A 19,715-nucleotide genomic window follows, 5' to 3' on the forward strand; every position below is an offset into this window, starting at 1 on the left:
CTCGTAATGCTCCGTAGTATTACTTATTTTTCCCGGGATGCTTTCGGAGCTTTATTTTTTTGTCTTAAATCAAGTTTTCGTACATCATTAAGTGTCAGAGTTACCTTGTTAGATCCTGTCATCTACTGGTTTTCACTTATCATTATTGATCTCGATCCAGTATCCGTCCGGATCCTGCAGGTACAATTGCTTCACGCCGTCTACCCGGGTGGTGACGGATTTGTTGTCTCCCTGCCAGTTGGAATAGGGGATATTATTCTTTTCCAGGCGTTGAATAAAGTCTTCTATGGAGCCTACGCTGAAACATAAGTGCGTGCCTTTGGCTGGCACAATGATAGGGTCACTGTATTCGATGAGGTGAAGATGACTGTGCGCGGCTATGCTGAACCAGGTATGTTTACCATCATGAAATGGCTCAGGGATCGTATCAAGTTGTATGATCTTGCTGTAAAAGGAAGTGCTTTTGGCCAGGTTCTTTACAGAAAGTGCGATGTGATTGAGCTCAGGCTTTTTGCTTTGTGCAAAAGAAATGGCTGGTAGCGCAATCAATACTATGCAGGCAAGCACACTGTTAAGGAGGATCTTTTTCATACCACCAATATACTGCGAACACGCCTTTCTACAAAAAAGATCGGGATACCTTGCGGTACCCCGATGAATAACACCTGAAATAAACCCTATGTAAACCCTGTAAACAATGCATTTATTGAAAGACCGCCTTCGTATTATTGCTGAGCAGGAATACAGTGGCGCTGGTTGAAAGGAAAGACACTACGATCAGTCCTGCAGACAACATATAATTACCTTCTCCAAAAAGATTAAAACTGGCTAAACCTGTAACAACAGCGATCAGCGGCATCAGGAATGTTAAGATCGTTTTCATAATTTTATGTTTAAATGCGTTAAGTAATTATTGGAAGCTTCCCTATTAAGACCCCTGAGCGTAAGAAAGGTTTATTAAAGAAATCATAATGTAGTTTGTTATAGATCAGTTAAAAGCCTCAACTTTAAAATATGAACTATCATATATTAGGCCGGTCTACACTGGAAGTCAGTGCAATAGGATTTGGTTGCATGTCATTGGGAGAAGACTATGCAGTGAATGAGCGATTGATCCACCTGGCGATCGCCAGCGGTATTAACTTGTTTGATACAGCAGATATTTACCAGCAGGGCCGCAATGAGATCGCATTGGGTAAAGCGATAGCTGCTGCCGGCAAGCGGCAGGAAGTATTGATCGCTACCAAAGTAGGCAATCAACCCAGGGCAGATGGAAATGGCTGGGATTGGAATCCACGTAAAGAATATATCCTGGGCGCAGTAGAAGAGAGCTTACAACGATTGCAAACAGATTATATAGACCTCTACCAGCTGCATGGTGGTACCATCGATGATCCGATCGACGAAACCATCGAGGCATTTGAACTCCTGCAGCAACAGGGAAAGATCCGTTATTATGGCATTTCTTCCATCAGGCCCAATGTGATCAGGGAATATGCACAAAGGTCCGCCATTGCCAGTGTAATGATGCAGTATAGCCTGCTCGACAGGCGGCCTGAAGAGTCCTGTATGCCGTTGCTCAGGCAAAGTAATATTGGTGTATTGGCCAGGGGCAGCGTAGCAAAAGGATTATTGATCGACAAGCCTGCTGCACCTTACCTCAATTATACAGCAGCAGAAGTTTCCCAGGCTGCCAGGGAAGTGCATGCTTTGACCTCCCACCTGCGTGGCGCCACCCAGGTGGCATTGCGTTTCGTATTGCAGCAGCCTGCTATTACTTCAGCTATTGTGGGTATACGTACCACAGAACAATTGGAAGAAGCGATAAAGACAATTGATGCACCCATCCTGTCCGATGCAGAACTGGATATTTTAAGGCAGTCGCTGCCTGTGCATCAATATGATCAACACCGGTAAGGTGGATATTATTTAAGTTGTCACCCTGAGCCTGTCGAAGGGTGGGTCGCCCTCTAAGGGCGGCTCACCCTGATCTAAAGGAGCCTGTCGAAACGTACTAAGCGCCTGACAATTTATTTCTTCTCCAGCTTTTTCAAACCCTGCTGAATATAGGTTTTGTTCAGCCACCTGCCTGCCAGGCATACTCCTTCAATATCCTGTGTAGCGCCGATATTCGTCAACGGATTACTGTTCAGCAATACCAGGTCTGCCACGGCGCCAATCCTGATCAGGCCTGCATCTTCCCGTTTCAGGAAGATAGCCGGGTTAACGGTTCCGGTTCGCAGTGCTTCATAAGGAGTAAGGCCGGCATTGACGAGGTATTGCAATTCGTGGTGCAGGGAAAAGCCGGGTACGTCAAATATCTGCGGCGCATCGGAGCCTAACAATAATCCTACGCCATTCTTTTGACAGGCATAGATCAGCTTTCTGCGTAGTTCAACAAATTGCCGCACTTCCGACGGCTTATATTGAGGATTACCTTGAAGGTTCTTTTTCGTATTGACCCAGTTGGTCAGTGTATTGGGCGACATATACTTCATCTCCGGTTCCTGGCTCAGTGCTTCCGGTGTATTGTCGGGAGATATCCATCTTTCTGCCAGTGCCTGGGTAGGTACCACCCATATATGATGATCACGCAAGCCTTTCACCAGCGCGGGTATACGGCTGGTATCTGCCTGGTGACCAATAAAGGTGGCAAAGAGACCCGTCTGCTGCTCGGTCATATTTTCAATGCCGGGTACCAGGCTTTCCACAAAGCCATCCATATGATCAATGGAAGCATAGCCTGCATCGATAGCGCGCCATACACCCACCTGGAACGATACGTGGCCGGCAAAGGGAATATTTACCTCTTTGGCAGTTTGTACGATCGCATTGAAATTGGGAACAGTGAGCCCGGGGTGCAGTTTCAGAAAGTCATAACCTGCAGCTTTTTGGTCGCGCACCATCTTGATGGCCGTGGCTTCTGTATTGGCTGTTTGCCCATTGATAGAAGGCCCGGAAGTATACAGCCTTGGCCCAATGATCTCTCCGCTGAGTAGTTTGCTGCGCAGCTCCAGGTGCCTGGGATGTCCCAGCATACCCCGGATAGTGGTAACGCCTTTCAGGGCAAACAACATCACCACCTCTTTCATAGGTTCTATATCGTCGATGGGCGGCACATGCGCATGCATTTCGGCAAGACCGGGCATCAGGTATTTTCCCGTGCCATCGATCACCAGCGCGCCCGCGCCATATTTTACCATGCGGGCATCTCCTATGAGGGTGATCCTGCCATCTTTTACGATCACTACCTGGTTGGTGAGCACCTGCTCCTTATCCATCGGGATCACATTCACATTGCGGAAAACAATTTCCTGTTTCCGGGGGTCTGTGAGCTCCTGCGCCACTAACGAATGCGCCACTAAAGAAAAAGTACTGGCGAGCAATAGGAGGGGGAGTAATATTTTCATGGAAGGCTATTTACTACAAAGTAACCAAAGTCTACCGTATTAAGGTGATGTCGCCTGTTTTACGCTGCGTTCGGCCATCGGTAAACACCACGTCCAGGGTATAGGTATACACGTCCATGGGCTGTAGTTTGCCCTGCCAGGTGCCATCCCATCCTGTACTCCGGTTGGTGGTCTCAAACACTTTTTGCCCCCACCGGTTGTAGATGCGCCAGGTCATTTTGCCGATGCCAAATCCTTCCACTTTTACAATGCTGCTCCTGTTGCCCCTGCCCGGTGTAAAGGCATTGGGCACATCCAGCAGCGGGTCGATCAGCGCTTCTACCGTACGCTCCGCAGTATCCGTACAATCAAACTCGTTAAAGACGATCAGGTGGGCGGTATACGTGCCAGTAGCATTGTACTGGTGTTTTACATTCTGCATGTCGGTGGTGATCGTGCTGTCGCCATCGCCAAACAACCATTTGTACCGGATGCCGCCGATAGCCTGATTGAGGAAGGTGGTTGGTTTATTTACTTCCGGAGTAATAGGGGTAATGCTAAAGGCCGCTGTAGGTTTTCTGTTGACCGTTAGTACAAAATCGAGCGTATCCCTTTTGTTGCAGGTATTGGAATCCACCACGATCAGCCGGATATTATAAGTGCCGATATTGGGATAAAGATGGGTAGGGCTCATCTCGGTAGACAAGGGAGAACCATCTCCAAAATCCCATAAATAATCATGGCCGCCCAAAGAGGTGTTGTTGAACCAGGCATTATAAGGCGCACAGCCCATGGCTGGGGTGGATACCCTGGCCTCCACATTGGCCACTACTCCCAGGTTCAAAGGTTTCCAGTCGCCCTGGTTACAAAAGTTGGTATCGAGTAATATCAATCGTACCGGATAAGTGCCCGGTGCTGTATAGCCATGGGTAACGGGCCCATCGCCGGTAGGTGTGATGGGGGTGCCATCTCCAAAATCCCAGGCAAAGCTGGCAGGGCCAAAGGGCTTGCCTGTAGGATGTTTAGAATTGTTGATGAACTTAAATATCAGTGATTCACAATTCCCGTCTTTGATGGCCGTAAAATCAATATCGGCCGGATCATCCCTTACCCGGATCGTAATATAGGCCGTATCCCGCTCATTACAGGTGGCCGGATCAACCGCGATCAGTCTTACGCGGTAACTGCCAATGGCGGTGAAAGTGAAGGTCTCTTCAAAATTAGTGGTCACCTTGTCGGTAATCCCATCTCCATCAAAATCCCATTCATAGCTTTTAGCATTCCGTACCGTATCGCGAAACACGAGCGTGAAGGGTACGCAGCCCATCGTATCGGGCAGGTTATTGAAATAGGCTTTGGGACCTGCTGCTACCCCGGCAAAATTGAAGGATATCTTGATCGCTGCCAGGTTGCAATCCCTGCTGCCATTGGTAGGCGCCCATACGCCCGGTGTAGTAGGGAAGCGTTTGGTAATGGGATAATCCCTGTCCTGTGCACAGTTGGCACAAACAGCCTGGTAAATAACGCCCTGCTCATCATAGCGGCTGGTGCCTCCGTCCACATGTTCACCAAAGCCACCCTCCTGTCCAAAATAAGACCCATACAAGAGCCCGGTAGCATCTTTCTTGATCACTATAAAATAAAAATCACGGTTATCAGTAGTGCTTTTAATAGCATCAGGCGTTATGGGCATATTGCCCACACCATCCATATTGGCATTGTTGGGATTGGGCACCAGCCAGCCGCCCCAGCCGGAGATGTATACATTTTCGCAACGGTCTACCAGGAAGGCCACGGGCGATATATTGGGTTTGGCCGAGCCATTGCCGAAAACCGTGGAGTAGATAAAGCCCGAAAGGTCTGGTTTTAATTTGGCTATAAATTGTTTGGAGTTGGGAATGCTATAGGCTGCATTGATCACCGGCCAGTTTCCTTCGGTAACCCCCATGATATAGGGAACACTTGCCTTGTCAAAGTGGATGCCATAGATCGCATCAAAAGAGGCAGTGCCCATATAGGTAGTGCTGATCAGCGTGCTGCCATCATTGGAGATACGCGAAATAAATCCATCGGTTACCCCGCCGCCAAAGGCGGATTGATAAACCCCCGGCTTGCTGAGTGGCGGGAAATCAGTGCTGGTGGTAGCGCCTGCTACATACAGTTCCTGGGTAGAAGGGTTGAGCGCCAGTACAAAAGCGCCATCCGTGCCACTGCCGCCCAGGTAAGTACACCAGGTGATATCTGTGCAGGTAGGGTTGATCTTAATGATAGTACCATCCTGACCACCGGCATTGCCAGACTGAAATACGCCGGTAGTTACCGGCATGCCATCCGTGGTTCCGGATGATTGGGTTTGGGCCGAAACATAAATGTTATTCGCTTTGTCCAGTATCACTTCACTGCGTGAGTCATCGCCATAAAACCGGAAGGTGGCATTGGGGCTCATCGTAGCGCCCAACTGATCTTTGATATTGACGCCATCATTGCCCGTACCGCCGATGCGCAGTGATCCAATGAGCGCCGTGCCGGCTGCATTCAGTTTGGTAACAACAATATCAGAGCCGCCCCCCTTGCCTTTCAGCGTGCCGGGATAATTGGAAGAAAATGTTTTACCCATGATCACCAGGTTGCCCTGTGCATCACATATCAGACTGTGGGGATAGTCATTGCCATTTCCTCCCAGGTAAGTGGCATAGGCCCGCTGGCCATTGGGGGTGAATTTAAAGATGCCCATATCCACGCCTTTCCCGCCACCGCTGGAGGAACCTCCCTGGAAGTCTACCTGGTAAGCTCCCGTAGTAACAGGAAATCCTTTGTCAAATACGATACCACCTGAATACAGCGAGCCGTCAGGTCCGGGCGTGGCCGTATACCCATATTGATCGGCCGAACTGCCGGTAAAAGAACAAAATACCAGCGTGGGGTCTATGATCAGCGTACTGGTCTTGGAATAGTTGGCCACCCTGAATTTTATCGTATTCTTATCTGCCAGTTCGTAATTACAGGCTACTTCTTTCTTACCGGTGGTCATGTCAAACTCATACGAATAGGGATACAATTCTTTCAGATCACCCACCGATGTTTTAATGATCAGCTCATTGTTCTTTACAGATAGTTTATCGGCCCCTTCATATTGCATGGCTATCTTGCTCACATCTCCGCCGGGACGCACAATAAGATCATATTTCAGGCGGCCGTATTCGGAGTAGTAGCGAATATCGATATTGGGATAAATGTCTTTGTACACGATGGCCTGGTACACGGGTACATCGGTAGCCCATTGGGAGGGATCGTTGCCTATGAAATAACTGGTATGTGTGGGTATTGGTTTATCTGGTACTACTATACTGTTCTCATTAGCGCCTGCAAACTTTACCCGGTAAGCATGTGAGCGAATGACCGCGGGTGCAGGGGGTGGGGTAGCAGGCTGTCCGTGCGGTCCCCTGTCGGGTCTTCTTAACCGGGTATTACCGGTTGCATTACGCTGATCCCCTTCATGGTTACCTTCAAAGAAACTATTCAGGTCGTCTCCATTATGTTGTACTACGGTAAACCCATTTTGCTGAAGGAAGAAAGCGCCGGTAGACAAGGTGCTTTTGAACCGCACTTGCTTTTCCCACTGGCCTTTATTTTCGGTGAATTCAAAAGAGGAAGCTCCACTCTGTGCAGTTAGTCGCAGGGCGGCAAGGAGGATAGGAATGAATATGAGCTTTTTCCTGTTCAATGGCATGCTTTAATGGTTGCATAATAGAGATCAGGCGGTGGTGCTAAACACCAGCCATTATGCTATACCCTGGACTAAACGCTGTATTCTTCTGTATTCTAAATTCTGTATTCTGTATTCTGTATTCTGAATTCTTGCTGCTAAAACGTTGGACACAGGGACTGCCTTTTGTCTCCATTGTATTCATCATAAAAGCCCCTGTTCATCAAAGCAAATTCATAAGCGCCCCGGCTGTTATTGTATTGTTTCAGAGAGGAGGTAGTTGCATCGTAAGTGAATGTAAGCCGTATATTTTTGTATTCAAAACCGATCATGGGAACAAAGGCGTCGCCCGGCCGGTAATACAAACCGCCCAGTACCTGCATTTCCCCCCCTTCGCCGGATAAGTTGTATTGTACATTGGCGCCGGCCACCAGTTCATTGGATTTGGCCTGCAGGCTATAATAGGCCATCGGATTCAGGATCACCTCATCCGTTACCTTCAGGCTGGCATTGACAAAGGCATTGTAACGGGGCGATATGCGCGAATCATAACCCGCCGGATCGGAACTGAAGAACGATTCCCGGGGCCTGTTGATATGCCAGGCACTTACGCCTCCGTTCAGGTATATTTTGTCGGTAGGGAAGTAAGCATAGTTCAGGCCCACCTGTACATCGAAATAATTGATATTGGTAGCTTCCGGTATACCATCCGATGGGAAGTTGGAATCGAAGAACTTGCCGTCAAACTGGTCAGGGAATTTCAGGGCGCTGGTATTAATCCGTTTATTGGACCAGCCTACATTGAACCCTGCCGATAGCAGGTGTGAGATACCGATCATCTGGTGATAAGCTGCAGAGGCATACACTTTGGTAGAGGTAAGCTGGCTGGAGCCGGCTACATCACGTAAGATCACACCGCCCAATCCCAGCCAGCCGCTTTCAATGCGGTTGCGGAATACCTGGGCGTCGCCCCAGATGCTATAAGTTTTATATGGTACCGACATGACATTGGACCACTGGTTGCGGTAATTGGCGCCTATGCGGTAGTCGGCATCAGGAATAAAGCCCGTATTGGCCGGATTGGTGGTAAGCGGGGAGTTGAACCATTGGGAAAAATGCAGATCCTGTCCTGCCGATCGGTTGCTAACCAGCAGCCCGCACAGCAAAAACACGAAAGATGTTCTGATGCAATATGACATGGTACCGGCAGAATCGCCTGTAGTTTCCTGGTTCATCCCACTTTGCTCACACATAGTCATTTTTTTAATGTTACAGTTGCAGTATCCCCTTTGCAATTGCTCTTTATAAATATACGTTTATTGCCACTGTTCCGGTTGGCTGAAATGGATCATTTCGGACAACTATTATAAACCAGTGCCGTGACGAGTGGCCAATAACCAATAATTAACGAATCAGCGTTATATCGCCTGTTTTTCGCAATGGTTTTCCATCTGTAAATACCACATCCAGCGTATACGTGTATACGTCCATTGGTTGTATTTTACCCTGGTAGGTGCCATCCCAGCCGGTATTGCGGTTGGTAGTCTCAAATACCTTTTGCCCCCAGCGGTTATAAATGCGCCAGGTCATTTTCACAATGCCAAATCCGACCACTTTCACAATACTGCTTTTATTGCCCCTGCCCGGTGTAAAGGCATTCGGCACATCCAGCAGCGGATCGATCAATGATTCTACTGTACGGCGGGCGGTATCAGAGCAGCCAGCCGCATTATACGTGATCAGCAGGGCTGTATACGTACCGGTAGCATTGTATTGGTGCTGTACATTTTCCATGGTTCTGGTGGAAGTAGAATCCCCGTCACCAAAGAACCAATGGTATAAGTTGCCTCCTATAGACTGATTCAGGAAAATAGTTGGTTTGTTGACCTGCGGTGGTACAGGGGTTACACTGAACGCTGCCGTAGGTTTGGTATTCACCGTGATGCTGAAATCGAGCGTGTCCCTTTTGTTACAGGTGTTGGAATCCACTACGATCAGCCGGATATTATAAGTGCCGATATTATCATAGCGATGGGTGGGGCTCATTTCAGTAGACAAGGGAGATCCATCTCCAAAATCCCATAAATAATCATGCCCGCCCAGGGAAGTATTGTTGAAATACGCATCGTAGGGGGCGCAGCCCGTGGGTGGTGTTTCCACCCTGGCTTCCACATTGGCCACTACACCCAGGTTTACCTGTTTCCAGTCGCCGCCATTACAATAATTGGTATCCAGCAGGATCAACCGGATGGGGTAAGTACCCGGTGCTGTAAAATAGTGTTTCACCGGATCGATGTTGGTGGGAACGATGGGGGTGCCATCACCAAAGTCCCAGGCAAAGCTGGCAGCGCCAAATGGCTTACCCGGAGGAGCGGTGGATTTATTGATGAAATTAAAGCCCAATGATTCACAGGGGCCATCCTTTACGGCAACAAAATCAATATTGGCGGGATCATCCCGCACCCGGATAGTGACATAGGCTGTATCCCGCTGGTTACAGGTAGTCGGGTCAACAGCTATCAGCCGCACGCGGAAATTGCCTACCACCGGAAAAGTATGGGTCACATCATAATCCGTCGTGACTTCATCGGTCACCCCATCTCCATCAAAATCCCATTCATAACTTTTGGCATTGCGTACCGTATCACGGAAGTGAAGCGTAAAGGGCACACAACCCACGGTATCGGGCAGGTTATTGAAATAAGCCTTGGGGCCTGATGCTACACCTGCAAAGTTGAAGGCGATCTTCACGGCTGCGAGGTTACATTGCGGGCTGCCATTTCTTTCGGCCCACACACCCGGTGTAGTAGGAAATGATTGCGTAATAGGATATTCCTGCGATCCGAAGCAATTGGCGCAAATGGCCTGGTAAATAACGCCCTGGGCATCATACCGGCTGGTGCCGCCGTCTACGTGCTCGCCTTCACCGCCACTTTGTCCAAAATAAGTACCATACAATAATTCAGTGGCATCGCGCTTGATCACGATGAAATAAAAGTCACGGTTATCTGTAGTGGATTTGATCGCATCAGGCGTGAGCGGCATATTGCCTACGCCATCCATATGATAGGGATCGTTGCCTGGTTCCAGCCAGCCGCCCCAGCCGGAGATGTACACATTCTCACAACGGTCTACCAGGAAAGCTACTGGTGATATATTGGGCCGGGCCGATCCATTACCGAAAACGGTAGAGTAAATAAGCCCCGACAGATCGGGCTTCATCTTCACCACAAATTGTTTTGAATCTTTAATGCTCCAGGCGGCATTGATAACCGGCCATGCCCCTTCCGTTACACCCATGGCATACGGAATACCTGTCTTGTCGAACTTAAGACCATATACCGCATCAAAGAAGCCGGTACCCAGGAAAGTGGTATTGAGGATACTGGCGCCATTGTTGGTGATCCTTGTTACAAAGCCATCGGCTATGCCTCCCTGGTAAGCCGACTGGTAAGCGCCCGATTTATTACCGGGAAAGCCAGCGCCATCAGTAGTGGCGCCCCCTACATACAATTCATTGTTGATAGGATTCAAGGCCAATACAAAAGCACCATCATCTTTGGTGCCTCCCAGGAAACTGGCCCATACAATATCCGTACACGTGGGATTGATCTTGATGACCACACCATCCTGTCCACCGCCCGGTGTGCCCTGGAATACACCGGCTGATACCGGGAAAAGGCTGCTACCGCTGGTTGATTGTGTTTGTGCAGCGATATAAATATTGTTGGCATTGTCCAGTATCACTTCACTGCGTGAGTCATCGCCATAAAAACGTACCGTAGATGTTTGCGAACCGCCGCTTTCGATCTGGTTCTTTACATTCACGCCATCATCAGAACTACCGCCAATGCGCAAGGCGCCGATCAGCGCAGTGCCCGTAGCATTTAATTTGGCTACTGCAATATCCGATCCGCCGCCGGAACCCTTTACGGTGCCCGGCCAGTTGGAGGAATAAGTTTTGCCCATTACTACCAGGTTACCCTGTCCATCTACCACCAGGCTATGCGGGTAATCATTTCTGTTACCACCCAGGTAGGTCGCATAAGAGCGTCTGCCATCCGGTGTAAATTTAAAAATGCCCATATCAATACCGCCGAGGCTATTCACATCATCACCTCCTACATAGCCTGTTTGATAAGCGCCGGGGGTAGTAGGGAAACCACTGCCAAAAACAATACCGCCGGAGTACAGGGAGCCATCAGGCCCCGGTGTAGCGGTATAACCGTATTGATTGGCCGGGCTGCCGGTAAATGAACAGAATACGAGGGTAGGATCGATAACCAGTGTGCTGGTTTTGGAATAATTGGCTATTCTAAATTTTACCGTGTTCTTATCTACCAGCTCATAATTACAGGCAACTTCTTTTTTGCCATTGGTCATGTCAAACTGGTAAGTATAAGGATACAGTTCCTTCAGATCGCCCACAGAGGTTTTAATGGTGAGTTCATTATTCTTTACTGATAATTTGTCGGCGCCTTCATACCGCATGGCAATAGTAGCAGGATCGCCACCGGGATGTACAATAAGATCATATTTCAGCCGGCCATATTCGGAATAATAACGGATATCAATGTTGGGGTAGATGTTCTTGTAAACGACGGCCTGGAACACCGGTACATTGACGGCCCATTTGGAAGGATCATTGCCAATAAAGTAACTGGTGCTTGTTTGTACCTGCTTGTCGGGCATTACCATACTGTTCTCATCAGCGCCCAGGAATTGCACCCGGTAAGCATGTGAACGGATAACGGGAGGTGTAGGAGCGGGTTGACCTGATCCTGGTTTGCCCGTACCGGGTGAGCCGGGTTTGCTATTGGAATTCCGGTCGGGCCGGGTTAGTCCGGTCCTGCCTTGTTCATCGGCCTTATGGTGACGGTGAAAAAAACTGTTGAGGTCATCACCATTGTGCTGTACTACCGTAAACCCATTTTTCTGGAGATAAAAGGCGCCGGCAGAGACCTCGCCTTTAAAACGTACCTGCTTATCCCACTGACCTCTGTTTTCCGTGAACTCAAAGGCTGAATTGCCACTCTGTGCAACAATCTGTAGGGTGGCAACAACAAAGAGCACGGTAACTATCAAACTTTTCCTACCCAAAGATTTATTTTTTACAATTTACTTAATAATAACGTCTGCTATCCCCGGTTCTTATTGGTGACAGGGGGAATTTTAATCCAATTTTAAAGCAGTATAAACAGTCGATTATGGGGCTAAATAAAGAGTAGCTTGTTTTTTCATAGATACCGGATACAGTATATCGAATGTTGAACCTGATATGCAAATTACGAAATCTTACTCCAGGCCGTTTTACCCTTCAGCGATTGCAGGTATTCCAGCAGCCGCGCATTTTCCGGGGCACTCAAATCGGGGTCATTATCTGCGATCTTTTCTGCCACTTCCCGGGCGGCTTCCAGCCATTGCCTGTCCTGCAAAATATTGGCCAGTTTGAAATTCAGTGCACCACTCTGCCGGGTACCCTCAATATCGCCCGGGCCACGCAATTCTAAGTCTTTTTCCGCCACTTTAAACCCATCCGTGGTCTCACACATCGTCTTTAACCGCTCACGCGCATCATTGTTGAGTTTGGTGCTTGTTAATAATATGCAAAAACTCTTTTCAGCACCTCTACCCACCCGTCCGCGTAACTGATGCAATTGCGATAAACCGAATTTCTCTGCATTCTCGATCACCATTACACTTGCATTCGGCACATCTACACCTACTTCTATCACCGTGGTAGCCACCAGGATTTGAGTGTCGTTGTCCTTAAAACGTTGCATATTGGTTTCCCGTACATCAGTAGGCTGCCGGCCATGTACCATGCTCATCCAATACTTCGGCTCGGGAAAATAGGCCTTCACATTTTCGTATCCTTTCATCAGGTTTTCATAATCCAGTTTCTCCGATTCTTCGATCAGCGGAAACACGATGTATGCCTGCCGGCCCAGGGCGATTTCTGCTTTTATAAAGCCCATTACCTGACTGCGCGCCGTTTCATATCGATGTACGGTTAAAATGGGTTTTCGGTTGGGAGGAAGCTCGTCCATTACGCTATAATCGAGGTCGCCGTAGGCCGTCATGGCCAGGGTGCGGGGGATGGGGGTAGCTGTCATCACCAATACATGGGGCGGTATGGTGGCTTTGCCCCATAATTTAGCCCGTTGGGCTACGCCAAAGCGATGCTGCTCATCCACAATGGCCATACCCAGGTTCTTAAACTGCACGGTATCTTCTATCACCGCATGCGTGCCTACCAGGAGCTGTATGGTGCCATCCTCTAATTGTTTCAGTATCTCCCGGCGCTCCTTGGCCTTGGTAGTGCCCGTGAGGATGCGGATGGTCACCGGGAGGTCTTTCAGAAGTTTGGTGAGGCCGGCAAAGTGCTGCCGGGCCAGGATCTCTGTAGGGGCCATCAGGCAGCTTTGATAGCCGTTATCGGCAGCGAGCAACATAATGAGCAGGGCTACGATGGTTTTACCGCTGCCCACGTCACCCTGTAGCAGCCGGTTCATTTGCCGGCCGCTGCCCGTATCCTTTCTGATCTCTTTGATCACCCTTTTCTGGGCGCCTGTGAGCTCAAAAGGCAGGTATTTTTCGTAAAACGTATTGAAGATATCACCCACCTGCCCAAATATGACACCTTTGGAATACCGGTGTCGCCTCGATTTTACCAGGTTCATTCTCAATTGCGCAATGAAGAACTCCTCAAATTTGAGCCGGTTCATGGCCTGCGTCCAGGCTTCCATGGAAGGGGGGAAGTGGATATTGGTGATGGCCCGGTAACGGGGCATCAATTGAAGCTGTTGTAAAACGTAGTCTGGCAGGTTTTCCGGCAGGTCTTTCTCGCGCAGGTGCAGAAATAGCGCCTGGGTGAGCTTGGCGATCTGCCGGCCGCCCAGTCCGCGGGCTTTTAATTTCTCTGTGGTGGAATAGACCGGTTCCAGGAAGTTGCGGGCCGTGGCGTTTTCTTCTGCCAGCGGTTCAATTTCCGGGTGGGTGAGCTGGGGTAATCCCTGGAAAAAACTCACTTTCCCAAATACCTGATAAGACTGGCCTACAAACAGCATCTTTTCGATCCAGGTGATGCCCTGGAACCAGGTGAGCTCTACCACACCCGAGGCATCTTTGATCTCCGCCACCAGTCTTTTGCTCCGCTTTTCGCCCATGATGCCCATGCTGGTGATCCGGCCGGCGATCTGTATAAAGTCTGTTTGTGGCCCGATCTCACGGATGAGGCTCACCTTGGTCTTATCGATATGGCGATAGGGGTAATGCTCCAGCAGGTCTTTGAACGTGAAGATGCCCAGTTCTTTCTGTAAAAGTTCGGCCCGTTGAGGGCCTACGCCCTTCAGGTATTCAATTGGACTGGCCAGGATATGTGTGCCTCTGCTACTGATAGTGAATTCTTTGCCGCAAATGTAAGGGTGGAAACCCATTTTCAGGTGTTGGGGTATTTTATGGAGGTGGGAGGGGCGCGGTAAGCCGCTGTGGATGGCGGCTGTCTGCGTAAACAATGGGAACGGGAGGTATTAGATTTTTGTATAATCCAAGTGCTTCTTAAACTCGTATATCCAACCTCACAGCGATATTTATGATGTTGATTACCTTGATTATCATTAATGGAGAAAAACACCATGTTGAAACGAGAATTACCACCATCACACCCTGGGGTCATCTTGAGGGAGCTTTTTATGAAGGAGCGTAACCTGACTGTGACTGAGCTTGCAAAGGGTTTGGGCATGACCCGCGCTAATTTATCTGCCATTATCAATATGCGGGCAGGCATAAGTCCCGAAGTAGCGGTTAAGTTATCCGAAGCCTTCGGTAATTCTGCTGCGTTTTGGATCAATCTGCAAAATAACTATGAATTGTGGCATGCAGAGAGAAAAGTTAAACGTTCTTCCATACAACACTTTCGTTTGCCGGGAAGTGACCGGCAATCGGCCCATGCCCAGTAGATCAGGCTTTGAAAATAAAGGTTCTCTATAATTTAAAAAGACGATAGAAAAATATAACTGTCATGCTTTCTAAGCACGAAAAAGCCCCAAGGATGGGGCTTTATATTTCAATTATGTGGAAGTTAAATTATTGCTCTATTTTCTTAAAATCATGCCGTTGGGAAATTCCTTGTTGCATCTGGCGAGGGTCTCATTTGCCATTGCGAGTTTTTTAATAATGAACTCATCTTTACTAAAATCGATCTCGTCTAAACTTATGGTCACTTTGCTAGGGTCTATTGTTTTGTCCAATTCTTCAGAAGATTTGATGACATATTTAACCTCTTTTTTTAGTTATATACGACTATTAGAATTTTCAGATTTATGAGATTTAAGAAGTTTTCATTTCAATCTCCTACTGCCCCGAAGCTGGCCTGACCGCTGGTCTTGTCCCGGGTTGCGAAGGCCGCGTTGCAGGCCGTGTCGCTGGCTGAACAGATGGCCTGGTGGCCGGTCTTGTAGAGGGCTGGGATGGTCGTATTGTAGGCCGGGTAACGGGCCTGGTGGAAGGATTGGTGGGTCGGGTTACCGGCTGGGTGCCTGGGTTGACAGGTTTGGTGACCGGCCTCGTGGATGGATTGGTAGGCCGGGTAACGGGTCTCGTACCAGGATTGGTGGGCCTGGTGACCGGTCTTGTTGTGCCCGGGTTGGTGCTGCCGCCGGGCCGGGTAGGCCGGGTAACGGCTGGTCTGGTTACTACTGGTCTTACCGGTCTGCCCCCTTTATCGAAATTAGGCGGCCTGTTGTGAACAGAAGGAGCCTTAGGATGATCTCTCTTGAACATGGCTGAGCCTTGTTTGGCCAGGTCGGGCCGGGAATAGGTATTCCGGTAATCGCCCCGCTGAACCCGCACCTGTACAAGCGGTGCACTCCGGCGGAAGCTATTCCCGCCATAATAACTGGCACGCCAGCCGGGCACCCGGTAATGAGGCCAGCGACGATAATGCCCGAAATAATAATAGTCCCAGTAATAGTGATAGGTATAGTACTGGTGCCAGTAAATCGGCCTCCAGGGCCGCCAGTAGGGTGGATGATAACCCCAATACCAGGGAGAGCGCCACACCACATAGGCAGGGCGAAACATAAACAGCACTACCGGCCAGGTAGCTACCTCGTAAGTAGTGGTGTATTGAACAGTTACATTACTGTTGTCGGCCCTGGCACTGGCCGTACTTTGACTGCCCGAGTAACCCGGGTTGGGTGTACCGCCAACCGCATTGCCATCTGAATCGTAATTGGGTTCTATGATATAATCCTTGCCATACAGGTCTTCATCACCTATGACCTGTATAGTAGCCTGTCCGTCCTTGTCTTTTTCCACTACGATCACCGCCACATCCTGGTCCTCATCCTTGCTCACCGCCACTTTGAGGGTAATATTGTGGACATTGCCTTCTACGTTGTCCACTACTTCAATATAGTCTGTTTCATTATCCCCATTCAGGTCGAGGTTATTAATGTTGTTGGATTCATCATTCAGTGATTTCTCAAAGTCCTCCAGGGTGGGAGAAGCCTGGAATAGCTTCAGCACAGCATAGAGGTTCAGGTTATCACCGGGAAGGTCCAGTCTTTCCTGCTCTTGTTGCGCACCTGCTCCAAAACCCAACAGGCACAGTGCTGCAGTAAGTGGTAGCACCAGGTATTTCATTGAATTAGTTTAAATAAATATACTAAATTAATTCAATGCTTTGGCCCAGTCCCTTACGGCTTCACATACACTTCCACCCAGGCATCCGAGCTGGGCTTGCGGGGCGCTACAAACACATCTACTTTCTTGTAGTTGGCCTGCAGGGCTTCCCTTATTTTGAAGGGATAAAAATTATTGAGGTAGGGAATGTATTCAAACAACACGAGGTCGTAATGCTTGTTTTGAATACGATTGATGAACATATTGGTTTCCTTGTCAAACATACCCACGCCTTTGTGGAACCACAACGGGTATTCAGGTCCGCGCTCCAGTTCATAAGGGATCTCCGCCGCCAATGGCGTTAGCTCACTCATGTTGAGCACCTTCAGGTTCTTGCCGTTCTTCACCAGGTCCATATTCATGAGGCGTTCGATCCCATCTACCGTTGGGTTGGGCAGCAATACCTTTTCGAAAGATTTTAATTTGGGCGTGCGCCATTGGTCGAGGGGAATATCGGTGGTGTCCAGCCCGATCATGTACGTATTGCGGTTCACCACATTGGCATAGGTATGGCCTTCGTGCGTCATGGTGGTATAGGATTCTCCGCTGCCTTTCAATACAAAACGGTCAATATAGCGCCAGTACACATGGCTCCACCAAAGCAGTACACCGGCAGCACAGATGATCACCGGCTTCCAGCTATCAAACTTAATAGGCAGTAACAGCGACAAGAGGGAAATGATGAACACGAAAGCAAAGCTGTGAAAGAAGATATTGTTGTCAACCGGTACATAGCTGGTCACCTGAAAGATGGCCGCCTGCGCCAGGATACCAAGGGTGAGCAGCGTAAAGATCATTTGCTGCTTATTGAGCCAAAACTCCTTCCAGTTCTTAATCGCCACCATCAGCAGCAATACAATGAGGAAGAGGTAAAACTTGAGCCATTGGGAGCCCGCCAGGAAATCGCGCAATATATCACTGATCGACATCCGCGAACTATGGGGCGGCTGACCATGGTTGAACCAATAGCCAAAAGTACCCGTCACGGGCAAAATGAAGGCCAGTCCGGTAATGAACACCGTGCCGGCAAAGATCACCAGGGGCAGCCACTTCTTTTCTGTAAGGGCCAGGTACCCTAATAAAGCCAGGCAAATGAGCAGCGCCAGGCCACCACCATCCTGCTTGGTAAAGAAAGAACAGAATATGAAAAAGCCCGATGCTACCAGCGAGGCATATTTCCACTTGCTGGCCGGGGAAAAGATATACTTCATGAGGAAGGCCAGGCCAATCAATTCATACACGATGACGGTATGGTTGTACCAGGGCCAGTAATTGAAAAACGTATAAGAAAGGCAGAAGACCAGCACTGCCGAAAAACGGACACCCGGCTGCACGCCCAGGCTCTTGAAAATAGAGCGGAAGGCCAGCCCGGACAGCAGGTTAATAAAGGCCTGTGCCTTGATGAGGGTGATCAGCTGCGGACCGAATATTTTGAAGAACATGGCCGGGATCACCCAGTACATATAGCCAACCGGCATACCGAAATCCTTATACGGCACTTGTCCCGTGTACATGCGGTAAGCCCCTTCCCAGGAGAGAAAAATATTAATACGGTAGGGGAAGCTGGCAAATACCGGTACCATGGCAATGATGACAATGACCAGTATCTCTGAATAGGAAAGAATTCGTTTCATATCGGTTGTAATGTGATGAAGCGATGCCGGATGGCGGTTTAAGGTTACGCGAAAGTAGCCTATGATAAAATAAATTGCAAGTAATTATAAGGCGTTTGTTGGTTTGGGTCTGCCGGTGACGAAGGTGAGTCGCCCTGCAGCGCTGCAAAAGCCGTAAGGCAGGGCCGCCCACCTTTGATCGAAGAAGCCTCTCGAGACCCCTTGCCCAGGCAGGGCTAAGGGGCAGCTTACGCTATCTGCCTGTGTTCCCGCTCCTAATGGGGATTGGGTAATTAAGGCCCCGGCTGTGAATTTATCTTTATTTCATGACATCTGACAACCCCGGGGGCTTGCATTAGCGCTTTTTGTGCTGTATCTTGTGCCCGGAATAGACGATCAATGCGGGATTATATCAAATTATTACGACCTAAAGACTGGGCAAAAAACCTTTTCCTGTTCATCCCCTCTTTCTTTGCAGGCAAATTGTTTAACCCCTCGGAGTTCAAAGAGCAATTTTTGTTGCTGATTGGCGGCTTTATTGCTTTTAGCTTCCTTGCCAGTAGTATCTACATTATTAACGATTACAGGGACATCGAGGACGATCGCAAGCATCCCAAAAAGAGCAAGCGGCCGCTGGCATCCGGCAAAGTAAAGAAAGGAACAGGGCTGGCTATCTGTATCCTGCTGGCTATTGCCGGCCTGGGTATCAGCTACCTGCTTGACCCTACTTTCAAGTTCCTGTTCATTATCGGTATCTATTACCTGCTCAACCTGGGCTATTGCTTTGGATTGAAGAATATCTCCATCGTTGATATCCTGATCGTATCTGCCGGCTTTGTATTGCGGGTAAAAGGCGGTGCAGCGCTGGGTGATATCCATACCACCGAGTGGCTCATCATCATGACCTTCCTGCTGGCCTTGTTCATGGCCATTGCCAAAAGGCGCGATGATGTGATGCTGAAAGTGTCTACCGGCACCGATATGCGGAAAGCCATCAAAGGCTATAGCCTGGAATTCCTCAATACCCTGCTGGGGCTTTTTTGCGCCATCCTGATCGTGTCCTATATCAATTACACCGTATCAGGCGCCTTGTACAAAGAGTTTGGCCACCGCTTATATTATACATCCCTGTTCGTGATCGCGGGTATTATGCGATATTTGCAAATTACCTTCGTCCTGAACAAAGCAGGTTCACCTACCGAAATCCTTTATAAAGACCGTTTCATTCAGCTTACCCTCGTTCTATGGATAGCCAGTTTTTATTTTATCCTTTATCTGAAGGATATGCATGTATTCGACAAATAAAAAACGACTATTCGC

The 19,715-nt window shown here is 48.9% G+C and carries 12 protein-coding genes; 3 read left to right on the forward strand and 9 right to left on the reverse strand.

The genetic code is table 11. The features are described from left to right. Positions 1 to 132: 132 nt before the first annotated feature. Both D3H65_RS28390 and D3H65_RS28395 read right to left on the reverse strand, forming a co-directional pair. The gene (locus D3H65_RS28390; protein ID WP_119053535.1) at positions 133 to 591 is read right to left on the reverse strand and encodes a VOC family protein; all 459 of its coding nucleotides are present in this window, start codon (positions 589 to 591) and stop codon (positions 133 to 135) included. A gap of 112 nt (positions 592 to 703) precedes the next feature. Then, a complete protein-coding gene (locus D3H65_RS28395; RefSeq protein ID WP_119053536.1) occupies positions 704 to 883 on the reverse strand; it encodes a hypothetical protein in 180 nt (59 codons plus the stop codon). 131 nt (positions 884 to 1,014) lie between these two features. Here D3H65_RS28395 and D3H65_RS28400 point away from each other — a divergent pair, with 131 nt between their 5' ends. Beyond that, positions 1,015 to 1,917, forward strand: coding sequence for an aldo/keto reductase (locus tag D3H65_RS28400; protein ID WP_119053537.1), 903 nt, complete (start codon positions 1,015 to 1,017; stop codon positions 1,915 to 1,917). 113 nt (positions 1,918 to 2,030) lie between these two features. Here D3H65_RS28400 and D3H65_RS28405 read toward each other — a convergent pair whose 3' ends face one another. The 5 genes from D3H65_RS28405 to recG all read right to left on the reverse strand — a co-directional run bounded on the left by D3H65_RS28405 (position 2,031) and on the right by recG (position 14,612). Continuing rightward, entirely contained in the window at positions 2,031 to 3,410 is a 1,380-nt protein-coding gene (locus D3H65_RS28405; RefSeq protein ID WP_119053538.1) for an amidohydrolase family protein, read from the reverse strand. A gap of 31 nt (positions 3,411 to 3,441) precedes the next feature. Further along, positions 3,442 to 7,119 carry a DUF7948 domain-containing protein gene (locus tag D3H65_RS28410; protein ID WP_119053539.1) on the reverse strand — a complete coding sequence of 1,226 codons (3,678 nt, stop codon included), beginning with the start codon at positions 7,117 to 7,119 and terminating at the stop codon, positions 3,442 to 3,444. Between the two features lie 134 nt (positions 7,120 to 7,253). Beyond that, the gene (locus tag D3H65_RS28415; RefSeq protein WP_245999610.1) at positions 7,254 to 8,348 is read right to left on the reverse strand and encodes a PorP/SprF family type IX secretion system membrane protein; all 1,095 of its coding nucleotides are present in this window, start codon (positions 8,346 to 8,348) and stop codon (positions 7,254 to 7,256) included. A 151-nt stretch (positions 8,349 to 8,499) separates the two neighbouring features. After that, on the reverse strand, positions 8,500 to 12,195 hold the full coding sequence (locus tag D3H65_RS28420; protein WP_119053541.1) for a DUF7948 domain-containing protein: 3,696 nt from the start codon (positions 12,193 to 12,195) through the stop codon (positions 8,500 to 8,502). 185 nt (positions 12,196 to 12,380) lie between these two features. After that, complete coding sequence (gene recG / locus D3H65_RS28425) at positions 12,381 to 14,612, reverse strand: ATP-dependent DNA helicase RecG (RefSeq protein WP_245999611.1); 2,232 nt, start codon at positions 14,610 to 14,612, stop codon at positions 12,381 to 12,383. A 105-nt stretch (positions 14,613 to 14,717) separates the two neighbouring features. Here recG and D3H65_RS28430 point away from each other — a divergent pair, with 105 nt between their 5' ends. Beyond that, entirely contained in the window at positions 14,718 to 15,056 is a 339-nt protein-coding gene (locus D3H65_RS28430) for a HigA family addiction module antitoxin (protein WP_211345567.1), read from the forward strand. A gap of 394 nt (positions 15,057 to 15,450) precedes the next feature. On the opposite strand, the gene D3H65_RS28435 is transcribed toward D3H65_RS28430, so the two are convergent. Both D3H65_RS28435 and D3H65_RS28440 read right to left on the reverse strand, forming a co-directional pair. Next, a complete protein-coding gene (locus D3H65_RS28435; RefSeq protein ID WP_119053542.1) occupies positions 15,451 to 16,743 on the reverse strand; it encodes a hypothetical protein in 1,293 nt (430 codons plus the stop codon). A 53-nt stretch (positions 16,744 to 16,796) separates the two neighbouring features. After that, entirely contained in the window at positions 16,797 to 18,416 is a 1,620-nt protein-coding gene (locus D3H65_RS28440; protein WP_119053543.1) for a hypothetical protein, read from the reverse strand. Positions 18,417 to 18,794: 378 nt separating this feature from the next. Between D3H65_RS28440 and D3H65_RS28445 the strand changes: the two genes are divergently transcribed. Next, positions 18,795 to 19,700, forward strand: a complete 906-nt coding sequence (locus D3H65_RS28445) for a decaprenyl-phosphate phosphoribosyltransferase (protein ID WP_119053544.1) — start codon at positions 18,795 to 18,797, stop codon at positions 19,698 to 19,700. Positions 19,701 to 19,715 lie beyond the last annotated feature (15 nt).

The organism is Paraflavitalea soli, from assembly GCF_003555545.1.
Lineage (GTDB): Bacteria > Bacteroidota > Bacteroidia > Chitinophagales > Chitinophagaceae > Paraflavitalea > Paraflavitalea soli.